Source organism: Flavobacterium sp. FlaQc-49, assembly GCF_044005985.1.
GTDB lineage: Bacteria > Bacteroidota > Bacteroidia > Flavobacteriales > Flavobacteriaceae > Flavobacterium > Flavobacterium cupriresistens.
In genome coordinates, this window is the sequence record NZ_JBIPCS010000011.1 from 50,660 (window position 1) to 63,631 (window position 12,972).

Annotated in this window: 16 protein-coding genes; 4 read left to right on the forward strand and 12 right to left on the reverse strand. The window is 34.2% G+C overall.

The window, feature by feature from the left end:
• Positions 1-251: 251 nt before the first annotated feature.
• The 8 genes from ACHRV3_RS18845 to ruvC form a co-directional block, all read right to left on the reverse strand.
• On the reverse strand, positions 252-956 hold the full coding sequence (locus ACHRV3_RS18845) for a PH domain-containing protein (protein ID WP_395435852.1): 705 nt from the start codon (positions 954-956) through the stop codon (positions 252-254).
• 71 nt (positions 957-1,027) lie between these two features.
• Positions 1,028-1,399, reverse strand: coding sequence for an MmcQ/YjbR family DNA-binding protein (locus tag ACHRV3_RS18850; RefSeq protein ID WP_395426502.1), 372 nt, complete (start codon positions 1,397-1,399; stop codon positions 1,028-1,030).
• A gap of 4 nt (positions 1,400-1,403) precedes the next feature.
• A complete protein-coding gene (locus tag ACHRV3_RS18855; protein WP_395435851.1) occupies positions 1,404-2,465 on the reverse strand; it encodes a DUF4421 family protein in 1,062 nt (353 codons plus the stop codon).
• A gap of 93 nt (positions 2,466-2,558) precedes the next feature.
• A complete protein-coding gene (locus tag ACHRV3_RS18860) occupies positions 2,559-2,912 on the reverse strand; it encodes a DUF4260 domain-containing protein (protein WP_395435850.1) in 354 nt (117 codons plus the stop codon).
• The gene (locus ACHRV3_RS18865) at positions 2,909-3,310 is read right to left on the reverse strand and encodes a GNAT family N-acetyltransferase (protein WP_395435849.1); all 402 of its coding nucleotides are present in this window, start codon (positions 3,308-3,310) and stop codon (positions 2,909-2,911) included. Before ACHRV3_RS18865 ends, ACHRV3_RS18860 begins: the two co-directional genes overlap by 4 nt.
• A 49-nt stretch (positions 3,311-3,359) precedes the next feature.
• Positions 3,360-4,142, reverse strand: coding sequence for a cyclase family protein (locus ACHRV3_RS18870; RefSeq protein ID WP_395435848.1), 783 nt, complete (start codon positions 4,140-4,142; stop codon positions 3,360-3,362).
• A gap of 87 nt (positions 4,143-4,229) precedes the next feature.
• The gene (hemW, locus tag ACHRV3_RS18875) at positions 4,230-5,360 is read right to left on the reverse strand and encodes a radical SAM family heme chaperone HemW (RefSeq protein WP_395435847.1); all 1,131 of its coding nucleotides are present in this window, start codon (positions 5,358-5,360) and stop codon (positions 4,230-4,232) included.
• Between the two features lie 62 nt (positions 5,361-5,422).
• A complete protein-coding gene (gene ruvC / locus ACHRV3_RS18880) occupies positions 5,423-5,977 on the reverse strand; it encodes a crossover junction endodeoxyribonuclease RuvC (protein WP_082210647.1) in 555 nt (184 codons plus the stop codon).
• Positions 5,978-6,154: 177 nt separating this feature from the next.
• Between ruvC and ACHRV3_RS18885 the strand changes: the two genes are divergently transcribed.
• On the forward strand, positions 6,155-7,099 hold the full coding sequence (locus ACHRV3_RS18885; RefSeq protein WP_395435846.1) for a lysylphosphatidylglycerol synthase domain-containing protein: 945 nt from the start codon (positions 6,155-6,157) through the stop codon (positions 7,097-7,099).
• A complete protein-coding gene (locus ACHRV3_RS18890) occupies positions 7,096-8,199 on the forward strand; it encodes a glycosyltransferase (protein WP_395435845.1) in 1,104 nt (367 codons plus the stop codon). The genes ACHRV3_RS18885 and ACHRV3_RS18890 overlap by 4 nt, the downstream gene beginning before the upstream one ends.
• Positions 8,200-8,424: 225 nt before the next feature.
• Here ACHRV3_RS18890 and ACHRV3_RS18895 read toward each other — a convergent pair whose 3' ends face one another.
• Together ACHRV3_RS18895 and ACHRV3_RS18900 are read right to left on the reverse strand one after the other, a co-directional pair.
• Complete coding sequence (locus ACHRV3_RS18895; protein WP_047777755.1) at positions 8,425-8,910, reverse strand: hypothetical protein; 486 nt, start codon at positions 8,908-8,910, stop codon at positions 8,425-8,427.
• Between the two features lie 48 nt (positions 8,911-8,958).
• Complete coding sequence (locus ACHRV3_RS18900; RefSeq protein ID WP_047777756.1) at positions 8,959-9,297, reverse strand: hypothetical protein; 339 nt, start codon at positions 9,295-9,297, stop codon at positions 8,959-8,961.
• Between the two features lie 93 nt (positions 9,298-9,390).
• Here ACHRV3_RS18900 and ACHRV3_RS18905 point away from each other — a divergent pair, with 93 nt between their 5' ends.
• Positions 9,391-9,891: a DUF456 domain-containing protein gene (locus ACHRV3_RS18905; protein ID WP_395426510.1), complete on the forward strand. Its 501-nt coding sequence runs from the start codon at positions 9,391-9,393 to the stop codon at positions 9,889-9,891.
• Between the two features lie 284 nt (positions 9,892-10,175).
• On the forward strand, positions 10,176-10,775 hold the full coding sequence (locus tag ACHRV3_RS18910) for a DUF937 domain-containing protein (RefSeq protein ID WP_047777760.1): 600 nt from the start codon (positions 10,176-10,178) through the stop codon (positions 10,773-10,775).
• An 87-nt stretch (positions 10,776-10,862) separates the two neighbouring features.
• On the opposite strand, the gene ACHRV3_RS18915 is transcribed toward ACHRV3_RS18910, so the two are convergent.
• Positions 10,863-11,771, reverse strand: coding sequence for a pseudouridine synthase (locus ACHRV3_RS18915; protein ID WP_047777762.1), 909 nt, complete (start codon positions 11,769-11,771; stop codon positions 10,863-10,865).
• Positions 11,772-11,965: 194 nt separating this feature from the next.
• The gene (locus tag ACHRV3_RS18920) at positions 11,966-12,922 is read right to left on the reverse strand and encodes a geranylgeranylglycerol-phosphate geranylgeranyltransferase (protein WP_230004361.1); all 957 of its coding nucleotides are present in this window, start codon (positions 12,920-12,922) and stop codon (positions 11,966-11,968) included.
• Between the last annotated feature and the right edge of the window lie 50 nt (positions 12,923-12,972).

Consider the following 12,972-nt stretch of genomic DNA (forward strand, 5'->3'; position numbering starts at 1 on the left):
TGATCTTTGTTACTATGAGCTTTTAAAAAAACTAGCTACAATTTTTTGCCACAGATTAGAGGATTAACACAGATTAAAAAAATCATTTTAATCCTGTAATCTGTGGCCATTTTTTTTGAGTATTGATCTCACATTAATACGGTATAAATGAAAAATAAAAAGCCCAACATAATATAATGTTGGGCTTTCCCTTTTTTTAACCTTTTGCGAGCCTTGCGTAAATCTTTGCGAACCTTGCGGTTAAGCAAATGCTACATATAACTCAAAATTTCTTTCTTAAACGTATCGTATTCCCCTTGCATGATTAATCCGTTGTCTAATAATTTTTTATAATTCTGTAATTTATCGAAAAGTTCTTCCTTAGACAATTCACTTAATTTACGATCTCCTGCCGGTGCCTGAGGCTGAATTGGCTCAAAAGTTTCTGTAAAAGAGGGAGTAGTAGCAGGCATAATTTCTGCAAAACTAGTTACTTCTTCTGTTTCAATTTCTTCGATTTCTTCCTCTGCTTCAACTTCTTCTGTTTGAATAGTTTCCGCTACCGGAGTTGCAACAACCGGATTTTTTAGCAGGTCCAATTGCTCTTTAGCGTAAGTGAAGATTTTTCGAGCCTGAATTTTAGGAATATAATCGATCGAAACCTGAATATCTGTTTTGGTAGAAAAAGAAAACTCTGAACCCAGAATATTTTCTTTTACAAAAGTCCCAACAATATCATCCCAGGTATAATCTGTAAAATCCATAGAAAGACCTAAGTTTTTAGGTTTACAGATAATGATTCTCTTGTTTGTTAATACAATACTATCAGGAAAAACAGTAATTGCCGGTTTTTTCTGAACAGCAATATAACCTACTTCTTCGCCTCTCATCATTAGATCGTTAAGCTTAGAAGTGATTTTTTCAATCGCTTTAGGGTCTTGTTCTTCGTTTAAAAACTTTTTAAATTGTTCTTTCATGTGTTATAAGTTGCTAAGTTACAAAGTAACTGAGTTGCTAAGTTTTTTTTCTTACGCTGCAAATGTAATGCCTAATTTTCTAATTCAGTAATTTCGTTTTGAATTTTCTTGGTCAAACTTTTGAAAACCAATTCATAGGAATGATCTATTAATTCTTTAACAAAACCCGTTGGTAAATTCCCGTTTAAGGTAACCGTATTCCAATGCACTTTATTCATGTGAAACCCGGGATTTATCTCGTCATATTCCGCTCTTAGCTCCTGTGCGCGCTCAGGATCACATTTTAAATTTGCAGCTGGTTCGTTTTTTTCCCATCGTTGTAAAGAGGTTAAAGCAAATACTTTATCACCTACTTTAAAGACTAAAGTATCTTCATCAAAAGGGAAATGTTCTGTTGCTCCTTTTTTAGAAAGACAATATTCATAATAAGTTTCCAGGTTCATATTTTTATAGTTTTATTTTTTCTTCAATCTTTTTTGCCGGTTTTGCTATAAAATTGGGAGCGTCAAAACGATATCCAAAATACAACAGACCAAATATTTTGTTGTTCTCAATGCTATTTTTTCGATCTTCTTTGTACCAGTTAACATTAAAATTAAAACTGGCTCCAAAAAGAATATGGTTCGAATTATAGCCCATTTTTATGCCACCTTCAAGGAACTGTGTAAAATACGTCTCTTTCTCAATTGTATTTCCATCTGTATCGGCAGATTTATTTTTTGAAAACCGAACTCCGACTGAAGGAGTTAAATTGGGCGCAATATAAAACTTCTCATGAACTATAAAATTATAAAAATAACTCAATCCCAGTCTTATATTATAGTTGTCTTCTTTGCTTTTATTTCCGTTTTGATCGAATGAAAAACGGTTGTAATCGTATGTTAAAGTAGGAATAAAACTTCCGGCGCTTTGCTTTTGCCATTCCGTAAAGGAAGTAATGCTTTTGAGTGAAAACTTCGGATTAAAAACATAAGAAGTTGACATGCCAAAAGTTTCATTTTTGAGATTTGGAAATTGCAGATACGGATCTTTTCCTTCTGTCCAATCCGGCACGAAGTCGGCTGTATTCTCTACATAGTACCCACGGACTTTACTGTATTGAAAATTTTGCAGCCAATGTCCTAGAAACAGACGGAAGTTGTAATCAGAAAAGGAAGATTTGCCTTTTAGACTATTGTCATTATTTACTCCGAAAAACTTCGGGAAAAATCCATAACTGAAACCAATAAACTTATAATCGACAGTAAGGAATAATTTGTAGTCATTATTAGGAACAATTTTAAGATTCGGACTTTCTTTGGCGGTATAAAAATACGTATCGGTTTGCGTACTCAAATTGGCACGGACCATTATTTTGTCAGGATAATAAATGAAATTTGTAGTGTCCTTTTTAGAATTATTTTGTGCAAACCCGAAGTTGAAGTGGAAAAAAATAAATAACAGACTGCCGTAAGATTGGAATAAACTTAAAGGATTAATTTTAGTATTTAATTTTTCAGCTATTCTCATTTCGGAAAAATGATGTATTAAAGAACAGTCTAAATATAGTATTTTATTACCAAAAGACAATTCGATAGAAGAAAGTTAATAGGTTTTTAAAGTTTAGTTTTTACCAATTTCTCCTAAATGAGTGTTTTTAAAACCGGTCTCGTACTTTAAACCATAACCAAAAAAGCGATCCATTGCAGCGTGAGAAAATAGAATTACTCCGATTAGCTGGGCCACTTCAATCTTTAGATGACAACCTGAAATATAAAACAAAACAGCAATTCCACGATGATGAAATAAATTGTATAAAAAAGCTCCTGTTTTAGCATTAACAGTATAACCCAACATGGATACGTCGGGTGCTAAAATCAGTACTAAAAACCACCACCATTCATAACTCAGAAGGCTGAATAGATAGAGGCCAAGGATAAATAAACCTAATTCTTCTAATTTGATAACTGTTTTCATTTGATCACTTTTTCCATCATTTTTTCCGGATGGTCTAATGCTTTAAATCCAAATTTCTCGTATAAAAAATGGGCATCGGTTGTGGCCAATCTCCAGATTTTAATTTCGTTCAGTTGCGGTTCATTCATCATTTTCTTAATTAAAATAGACGAATAACCTTTTCCCTGATGTTCTTCAGTAATAAAAACATCCATGACATAAGCAAAAACCACGTAATCGGTTATCACACGTGCAAAACCAATTTGTTTGTCGTCAAGATAAATTCCAAAACAAACAGAAGCATCAATAGTTCGTTGTACTTCCTCGATTGTGCGCCCCGCAGCCCAATAAATGTCTTTTAAAAAGTGCTGAATAAACGGAACGTCAAGTTTGCTTTTATCGGTTGAAACTGTAATCATAATTAATTGTTGATTTTAGATTTTAGACTTCAGATTTGAAATTAGCAATCTAAAGTCTAAAATCTGAAATCTGAAATAAAATTGGTTTAGACGGACTCGCATCATTCTCAAACGAAGCGATTTGTAAATTTAGTATATAATCTCCGTCTTTAATTTCATCGGGAACATAAATCATTTCTGTAATGGTAGCTTTTAGTCGGGCATCAGGATTTAAATGAAGCGTGTCTTTTACATTCCAAAAGGCTTTATGGGCTAACAATTTTCCTTCGTCATGTTCTCGGTCAACACTTGGTAAATCGATTAATAAATGCTGGATTTCGCTTTCACGAATAAAAACAGCAGCGTCTTCAGCTAAATAAGGCGGATTGGTATTCGAATATTTTCTTGATTTTTTATCCTTTTGATTGGGTAGAGTTCTGATAATTAAAGCCTCCGTGGTCAAATTGTGTGAAGTCGAAAGGTTCATTGCTTTTTGGACTTGCTCCTTCGTAATTACCAAATCTTCTCCAATTGTTTCAGGTGCAATAGTGATCAATTTTGCCGAAAAGAAAAATTGGGTCAGGGATTGATTGATGCTGTAAAAATCAGTCGTAATATGCCCCAAACATTCGGTGTGTGTACCGTGTCCGTGTGGGTTGAAGAAAATATTATTGAAATTAGTTGATGATTTTCCTTCCGAAACTTTGCCGATCCAGTCTCCAAAAACTACGGGTTCAATAGTTGGTTTTTCAATGTACCAGGCAATCGGGTTTTCATCGGTATTTGTTAATGGGATTGAGATGTCTATAGGTTTAGATAAGTCAATTTCGAAGTTGTTTATTTTAGCTAACACAGTTGTTTTTTTATGCCGCAAAGGCACAAAGGCGCAAAATGAAATTACAATTTACTTTGCGCCTTTGTGTCTTCGTGGCTAATTTTCTCATTTCAAATTTAAGAAAAATAGATCCGATGCTATCCCATCCGTCAAAAATTTTCCTTTTGGGGTTGGTCTTAAAATGTTGTCAGCAATATAAAGCAATTCGTCATTTAAGAATTTTTGTGCTTGTTGCTTCAGATAATCTAAATATTCAGTGCCAAATTCATCTTTAATTCTTTCGAGAGAAACGCCCCAAATGGTTCGTAATCCCGTCATGATGTATTCGTTGTAGCGATCTGATTTTGAAAGAATTTCAGTTTCTATCGGTAGAGTGTTATCTTGAATGGATTTGATATACAGTGCATTATTCGCCACATTCCAGCCTCTTTTTTCACCATCATAACTATGTGCCGAAGGTCCGACGCCAATATATTTTTTACCCAGCCAATAAGCCGAATTGTTTTTGGAGAAGTAGTTTTCTTTACCAAAGTTGGATAATTCGTAATGAATGAAATTGTTTTTCTGAAGCATTTCTACCAAAATCATAAAGTGATTGGAAGCGACTTCATCCTGGGGTTCAGCAATTTTTCCGGTATCGATAAGTTTCTTCAAGGCAGTTTTGGGTTCAACCGTAAGAGCATAACTTGAAATGTGCGGAATGCCGAAACTTAAGGCAGTTTCAATATTCTGTTTCCACATTTCATCTGTCATTCCCGGAATGCCATAAATTAAATCGAGCGAAATGTTATCGAAATATTTAGTTGCCTCGGCTAAACAATTTTTGGCTTCCGCCGAATTATGAGCGCGATTCATCAGTTTTAAATCCTCTTCAAAAAAAGACTGAATACCAATGCTAAGGCGGTTTATAGGACTTTTAGATAACTCAAAAATTCGCTCTTTAGACAAGTCATCCGGATTGGCTTCGAGTGTGATTTCCGGATTTTCAGCAACTTTATAATTCTCGTAAACGGTGTCAATCAAAAGTTGTAATTCTGAATTCTCTAAGACAGATGGAGTTCCGCCACCAAAATAAATAGTTTCAATTTGGTTGTCGAACTCATTTTTACGCATCCGGATTTCTTTGGCAATAGCCAAAACCATTTCCTCTTTCTTCTTCATCGAAGTCGAAAAATGAAAATCGCAATAATGGCAAGCCTGTTTGCAGAAAGGTATGTGGATGTAGATGCCGCTCATTTTTTTAGTTTGCAGTCCCAGTCTCAGTTTTCAGTTCTGAGACTGAAAACTGAGACTGAAAATTATTTCTTAACTCGTTCCTCATTCTGTTTCACAAAAGCATCCCAACCCGAATAGCTTTGTCCGGCAACAATTTTTCCGGAATTGAAAAAATGACAGACCGCAGCCGCCAAACCATCAGTTGAATCGAGGTTTTTTGGAAGTTCTTTCAAGCCTAAAAGCTGTTGGAGCATTTTGGCAACTTGTTCTTTGCTGGCATTTCCGTTTCCGGTAATTGCCATTTTTATCTTTTTGGGTTCGTATTCTGTAATCGGAATATCCCTTGAAAGTCCCGCCGCCATTGCAACGCCTTGCGCACGACCTAATTTTAGCATCGATTGTACGTTTTTGCCAAAGAAAGGTGCTTCGATCGCAATTTCGTCCGGATTATGTGTTTCGATTAATTCTATGGTACGCTCAAAAATGATTTTAAGTTTCTGGTAATGATTGTCATATTTGGAAAGTTGCAATTCGTTAAGCTGCAGGAATTCCATTTTTTTATTAATGACTTTAATCAATCCAAAACCCATAATCGTTGTTCCGGGGTCGATGCCTAATATGATGCGTTCTTTTGTCAAGAGAGTTTTTGTTTCAAGTTTTTTGTTTGTTTCGCCATTCGGCTTCCAGTCTCATGTCACGTTTCAAGTTTCAAGTTGAAAACGGATAAGGACATATTTCCTCATTGTCTCATTTTCAAATTGACACATTTTCTAATTTTCAAATGGTCACATTCTCTAATTGCTTACTTTTGCGCTATGATTTCAATTCCCCACAAAGCTAAACAATTCCTTGTTCTTCTAGCCAAACTTTTGATTGTAGGCGGTGCATTTTATTTTATTTACGATCAGTTGGCGCACAACGATAAACTCGATTGGCAGAAGTTTATTACTTTATTTCGTAAAAACCAATCCGTTTTAGGAATAGCTTTTATTTTGCTTTTGAGTGTTCTGAATCGTTATTTTGAGATTCTAAAATGGCAGAATCTGGCTAAAGTATTGCATGAAATTTCGGTAGGACAAGCTACCAAAGAAGTTTTGGCGGCCTTAACCGCCGGAATTTTTACGCCAAACGGGGTAGGGGAATATGCCGGAAAAGCCTTGTTTTACTCGAAATCGGAAGCCAAAAAAGTGGTTTTTCTGAATCTGATCTGTAATGGAATTCAAATGGTTCTGACCGTGATTTTTGGGATTTTCGGATTGTTGTATTTCAATGCCAAATACAATGTAATTACCACCAAAACGGTGGCAATACTGTTTGCGGTTTTCTTTTTATTTTTTATTGTTTTGTTTTCGTTGAAGAAAATAAAAATCAAAGGATACTCCATCGAGAAATTGCTTCATAAGATTAACGAGCTTCCGAAGTCCGTTCACCAAAAAAATATACTTTTAGGGATTTGTCGTTATTTGGTTTTCTCGCATCAGTATTATTTTTTATTTCTGGCTTTTGATGTTGAATTGCCTTATTTCACACTCATTGCAACCATTGCAGTGGTTTACTTTTTAGCTTCTTCTTTACCCACTTTTCAGTTTTTGGATTTCGCGGTAAAAGGAAGTGTTGCCATTTATTTCTTCGGAATTTTAGGCGTAAACGAATGGATTGTTGTTTTTATCTCGACCTTAATGTGGTTTTTAAATGTGGTTTTGCCGGTCATTTTAGGCAGCTATTATGTATTGAATTTTAAAACTAAAACCGCAAAATGAGCCTGGCTTTGTTGGTCATATTAGCAATTTATGTGCTAACAATTGGGTGGCTTATTTATGGTTATACCAAAGTAAAGAAGTACAAAGAGAATAATTTAAAGCCTCAAACGGGTTTTACAATTATAGTACCTTTTAGAAACGAAGCAGATAATTTGCCGCATCTTTTAGCAAGCTTTTCAAAGCTCAATTACCCGACTGATTTGTTTGAGGTTATTTTGGTGGATGATCAGTCTAGTGATCATTTTGAGGTTTCAAGTTTCAGGTTTCAGGTTTCGGTGATCGACACGATCAGGGTTTCGGAATCTCCTAAAAAGGACGCTATTTCTACGGCAATGCAACATGTAAAAACTGATTGGGTTATTACTACCGATGCAGATTGTATCGTTTCGGAAAACTGGTTGCTGACTTTTGATAATTATATTCAGGAGAATAGGGTTTCGATGTTAGCGGGCGCGGTTACCTACGATTGTGAGGATTCATTTTTGCACCATTTTCAGCAGTTGGATCTTACCAGTTTACAAGGAGCAACCATTGGAAGTTTTGGACTAGAAAGAGCCTTTATGTGTAACGGTGCTAATTTTGCATACACAAAAGTTTTGTTTGAAAAATTAAATGGTTTTGATGGTAATAATAAAATTGCGAGTGGCGATGATGTTTTTTTACTTCAAAAAGGAGTAGAATTATGTCAAAAAAAAATTCATTATTTAAAAGCGGAAGCTGCAATTGTACACACGCAACCAACGCAGGACTGGAAATCATTGTTTTATCAGAGAGTACGCTGGGCAGCCAAAACAAGTTCGTATCAGAGTGTTTTTGGAAAGGCGCTGGGATTGATTGTTTTCTTCGGAAATCTGAGTTTTGTAATCGGAACTGTACTTTTTGTCTTTGGAATCTGGTCGTGGAAGCTTTTTGTCTTGTTTGTCTTTTCAAAGTTCATAATTGATTTTGTATTGCTTTATAGCACAAATCAGTTTTTAAGAAAGACCAGAATAAAAAACCTTATTCTGAGCAGTATCTTATATCCCTTTTTTAGCTCGACGGTAGCTTTGTACAGTTTATTCGGTTCTTACGAATGGAAAGAGAGACGGTTTAAAGTGTAGCATTTAAAGTACAAACATTTAAATCTTAAATCAAGCTGTGTGTAATTTGAACCACGTAAGTAATATAAGTTCATTTTAAAGCAAATTTATATTTTCTTAAATTACTTATATGGTTAGAATATCGTCTTTAAAACAAACAGAGTCTGATTTGAGCCATGTAAGTGATATAGGTTCATTAAAGACAATCTTATATTTTCTTACATAACTTATATGGTTTAAACCAATTTACTTAGCATCTTTTGCTTTAATAATTACAGGTAGGATAAACTGGGTTTTTACCGGAATTCCGCGTTTGATGGCAGGATTTACTTTAGGGAAATCGACTAAACGCGCGTGCAGGATACTGTCAATTTTGATTGTGTCGTAAGCAACAGAATCTTTTGGGAATTGAGGCTCAAATTGCATTGTAGCATTAGGAAAAACGGTCACTTTTACTTCAATCGTATCAAGTTCGGGATAAAGAATAGAAAGGGAATCGATATCTAATTTTTCCTGAATAAGCTGTGCCATTTTTTCGAAGAAACATTGTTGACGCAGTTTTTTATCCGCTATTTTTTCGCAATCTACTACAGAGGGGAATTCATCAACTTCTTTCCAGTTAATCGATTTTAGTTCTTTTTGCAGCAATTCTTTTTCAGACGGAACCTGCTTCTCAAAATATTGACAAGAATTGAAAAGTAAAACGACTATAAAAAGAAGAAGTTGTCTCAAGATTTTGATGTTGAATGAAACTGATTTGATTCGGTTGTAAAAATACGATTATTTTTTTTGGGATGCTTTGTATTGGAGATATTCTTCATAGCTTTTTGAAAGCCATTCTTCTTTGTTTTGCGCTGCAACTTCTTTCTGTTCAGGATATAAAGCCGAAAGGCGATCTGAAAAAGTAGCAATCTGAACGGTATAGTTATAAAATTCTGTTTTGCTTAATACAATATTTGGATCACTCCTGCGATTAAAATACTCGAGGAAAAGCGCATTAAAATCTTTCATAGAAAAATTTAATACTTTTTTCTTATTACTTTTATAAATACTGTCTTGAATTAATTGGTCATCGATTGAAAGTTTTTTGGCCTGTGCGTGTATATTTACATTGCTCATAAAGATCAAAAAACAAAATAAAGATAAGGGCAAAAGTCTTGACATTGTTATAGTTGATTAAATTGCTTGTAAGAACGAATTTACAAAAAAAATATGGATTTAATATTGGTGTTACTTGGTTTTGTATGTGTAATAGTTGGAATTTTTGGTAGTTTTTTACCGGTTTTACCCGGATTATCCAGTTGTTGGGTGGGTTTGTTGTTGTTGTACTTAACCAAGGCTGTCGAAAATAATTATTGGCTGTTGGGAATTACACTTTTGATAACCGTAATTATTACCATTTTGGATTATGTTATTCCTGCCAAGGGAACAAAGAAGTTTGGCGGAAGCTCCTATGGAATTTGGGGTACTAATATTGGATTAATAGTCGGGATTCTCTCTCCAATTCCTTTTGGAGTAATTTTAGGGCCCTTTTTTGGTGCTTTAATCGGGGAGCTTATTTATGATTCCAAAAACCATCGTCGCGCCTTAAAAGCGGCAACAGGATCCTTGTTGGGATTCCTTGCTTCGGGATTTATTAACTTCTTGTTTTGCATCATTTTTACAGGGATTTTCATAAGTATAGTATGGCAGAATCGAAGTTTATTGTTTTAAATCTTCATTCAGGATTTAAGCTTTTTCTTATTTTTTTGATTTCCTCAAAAAATATTTTAATTTTCTTTCCTTCTTTTTTTCCTTTGTTTTGATAACGAAAGGGTTATGTTTATTGAGGCTTTTTGCTTTCGATGTTAAATAAGCAGTAAATCCTTTAGTGAATTTTAAACATATTTTTTGAAAATGTTAAAATATTTTATATTTTTATCCAGATAAACGATTAAAAGCCCCACTTTGTCGATTATTTTGAATGGATTTAAATAATTCTAAAAATAATAAATAGTATGACTCCGAACCTACAAATTGAACTTAGACGTTTCATATCTTCTAATGTTGTCTCAAAGTTGAATAAGTTTTATTTTGAAAATGATGCTCTTTTAATAAAGGGAATTGATGTTTCAATAGGTACAGTTCTGATGGGATTGTATAATAAAGCGGAGGATTCGGGTTTCTATAAGCAAATAGTGTCATCGATAGAGGAGGATTCAACATTTTACGGAGAGGTTGATTTTGCCTCTGGTAGAATTTTATCAGTTGACGATTGTTATCGTTTAGAAGGAAATGGTTTATTGAAAGAAATTTTCGCTAACAAAAAAGGACGGATCTCTGAAATGATTTCTAATGAAGTCGGAATCAAAAGTGAAACCGCCAGAGAAATTCTTAATTTTTCAGCACTACTGGTCGTTTCGTATCTTAAGAATAATGTTCAGCTTTTAGATAGTTTAAAATTATTGCTGGAAGAGCAGAAAAGAGATATCTTAAACAGTATTCACCCCGGAATCAAAATAATACTTGGATTCTCCTGTTACGAAACGGTAGACGATAAAAACCAAGCAAGCTTAGGAAGGTCCATTTTTACCCTTTTCGGACATAACTTCTTTTAATATTTCCCTTAGTCAGAATTGTTATAAAATAAAAAATCCCATTTTACAGAAGCAAAATAGGATTTGTATTTTTATTTGAGAAGCTAATTAAACGTTTTTCAAATTAATGATTTCTTGATCCGTCAGGAAACGCCAGTTACCTCTTGGTAAATTCTTTTTGGTAAGACCTGCAAATGAAACACGATCGATACGTAAAACGTCATAATCAAAATGTTCAAAAACGGCACGAACCACTTTTACATTTGAAGAGCGTAATTTAAGTCCAATTTCGCTTTTAGGCTCATTGTCAATATAACTCACTTCTTCTACAAAAACGCGGTGTCCGTCAAGAACTAAACCTTTACTGATTTTTTCTAAATCTTCATATTTCAGGTTTTTATCTAAAGATACCTGATAGATTTTAGATGATTTCTGACTTGGTAAAGTAAATTTACGAATCATATCAGTATCATTTGTAAACAACAACAAACCAGTTGTGTTTTTGTCCATTCTTCCAATTGGAGCAATTTTAGCTGTAGTAGAACCACGAACTAATTCTAAAACATTACGGTATTCCTGACCTTCGTCAAGAGCAGTGGTAAAGTTTTTAGGTTTATTCAACAAGATGTATTCTTTCTTCTCAGGAGTAAGCGTAACACCGTCAAAGTTTACAACATCATTTAATTTTACTAAATATCCCATTTCAGTAACCGGAACGCCATTTACTTTTACGTTTCCAGACTGAATGTATATGTCGGCATCACGACGTGAGCAAACTCCTGAATTCGAAATATATTTATTCAAACGGATTTCGTCAGCAGCTTTTTGTCTTTTAGGTGCCTGATTTTGTTTTTTAAGTTTTTGTGCCGCTTCTTCCTCCGCTGCTTTCACGGCAGGTTTTACTTTTTTCGGCCCTTGAGCACGCTTTTGCATGGCAGGTTTTGGCTTGTTAGAGTTTGATCTGGAGCTATTTGGTCTAGAACCACCTCTTTTATTATTGCCTTCCTTATTGTTCATAAATTCTGTAATTTGTGCAAAGATAGTTTATTCTTGCTAAATAATCCTAAGTTCAATGTTCTTAGATTGATAGCCTTGTTTTTTTGTTGATTTACCGAGTGTTGTGATTTAGTTTTCAGTCTAGATCTACGTTTACAGTTTCATCTTAGATCTTACACGTGACATTTCATATTTTACATCTTCATTATAAAAAATCAAATCTTAAGCAGTAAACTCTTTCCATGCCATAAAACGCTTGGGTTTATCAAAACAATGCAGAAAACCCCTGATACAATTAAGAATTTTAGCGTGTTGTGAAGCAGTAAAAATTGCTCTTTTGTATTTGATTTCCAGAGATAAAGCAGGAAAAAAAGCAAAAAGATGTAACAGACATAGAAGTAAATGTCCATGTAACCCACATCGTAAATGTTGATTAAAATATAAACGGGTAGTATAGTCAAAAACGTCAGGGCCGTTATGATTTGTTTTGAAACCTTTTCATTGTATATGATTGGAATAGTTTTGTAATTGTTGGCCAGATCTCCTTTCAGATTTTCTAAATCTTTTATCATTTCGCGAATCAATAACAATAAAAACAGAAACATGGCGTGGGCAGAAATTACCGCAAAGTGACTCATGTGGTTTTCAATCTCTTCAAATGATATGGCGTTGTAGAAATAGAGTAAGATGGCAAAAAAAGGAATAACAGCCAGTAAAGCGGCAGTTAAATTCCCGACAATAGGGTATTTTTTTATTTTATGGGAGTAAAACCAAATGAGGAAAATGTAACCGGAAAAGAAGAAAAAAGCTCTCCAGGAAACAATTAGAGCCATTAATGCAGCAATAAAATTCAAAGTAAAATAAACCGATAATTTAGTCTTCTGACTCACCAGTCTGTCCAACATCGATTTATTGGGTCTGTTGATTAAATCTTTCTGACTGTCGTAAAAATTATTGATAATATAACCTGAAGCAATGGTAATAGCAGAAGCAAAAACGATTAAAAATAAGCGAAAATCAAGTAAGATATCTAAAGCCCTTTTTTCGGGAGCCAGAATAAAAATGGCAGATAAATACTGTGCTAAAACAATGATCGGAATGTTGTAACCTCTCACTACAGAGAACAAACTAATAACTTTCATCGCCAAAATTTTATTCTTTCTGCTTAACATTTTTTTGTTAGAGGTTATTGTTTTTTAATTAGCATTAACGGATTTAAATG

What these genes read in the sequence shown, in the direction of transcription:
- ACHRV3_RS18845 (WP_395435852.1), bottom strand. Translation starts at nt 956, where the DNA reads ATGAAAGAACAATTTAAAAAGTTTTTAAACGAAGAACAAGACCCTAAA.
- ACHRV3_RS18850 (WP_395426502.1), bottom strand. Translation starts at nt 1,399, where the DNA reads ATGAACCTGGAAACTTATTATGAATATTGTCTTTCTAAAAAAGGAGCA.
- ACHRV3_RS18855 (WP_395435851.1), bottom strand. Translation starts at nt 2,465, where the DNA reads ATGAGAATAGCTGAAAAATTAAATACTAAAATTAATCCTTTAAGTTTA.
- ACHRV3_RS18860 (WP_395435850.1), bottom strand. Translation starts at nt 2,912, where the DNA reads ATGAAAACAGTTATCAAATTAGAAGAATTAGGTTTATTTATCCTTGGC.
- ACHRV3_RS18865 (WP_395435849.1), bottom strand. Translation starts at nt 3,310, where the DNA reads ATGATTACAGTTTCAACCGATAAAAGCAAACTTGACGTTCCGTTTATT.
- hemW (WP_395435847.1), bottom strand. Translation starts at nt 5,360, where the DNA reads ATGAGCGGCATCTACATCCACATACCTTTCTGCAAACAGGCTTGCCAT.
- ACHRV3_RS18885 (WP_395435846.1), top strand. Translation starts at nt 6,155, where the DNA reads ATGATTTCAATTCCCCACAAAGCTAAACAATTCCTTGTTCTTCTAGCC.
- ACHRV3_RS18890 (WP_395435845.1), top strand. Translation starts at nt 7,096, where the DNA reads ATGAGCCTGGCTTTGTTGGTCATATTAGCAATTTATGTGCTAACAATT.
- ACHRV3_RS18900 (WP_047777756.1), bottom strand. Translation starts at nt 9,297, where the DNA reads ATGAGCAATGTAAATATACACGCACAGGCCAAAAAACTTTCAATCGAT.
- ACHRV3_RS18905 (WP_395426510.1), top strand. Translation starts at nt 9,391, where the DNA reads ATGGATTTAATATTGGTGTTACTTGGTTTTGTATGTGTAATAGTTGGA.
- ACHRV3_RS18910 (WP_047777760.1), top strand. Translation starts at nt 10,176, where the DNA reads ATGACTCCGAACCTACAAATTGAACTTAGACGTTTCATATCTTCTAAT.
- ACHRV3_RS18915 (WP_047777762.1), bottom strand. Translation starts at nt 11,771, where the DNA reads ATGAACAATAAGGAAGGCAATAATAAAAGAGGTGGTTCTAGACCAAAT.
- ACHRV3_RS18920 (WP_230004361.1), bottom strand. Translation starts at nt 12,922, where the DNA reads ATGTTAAGCAGAAAGAATAAAATTTTGGCGATGAAAGTTATTAGTTTG.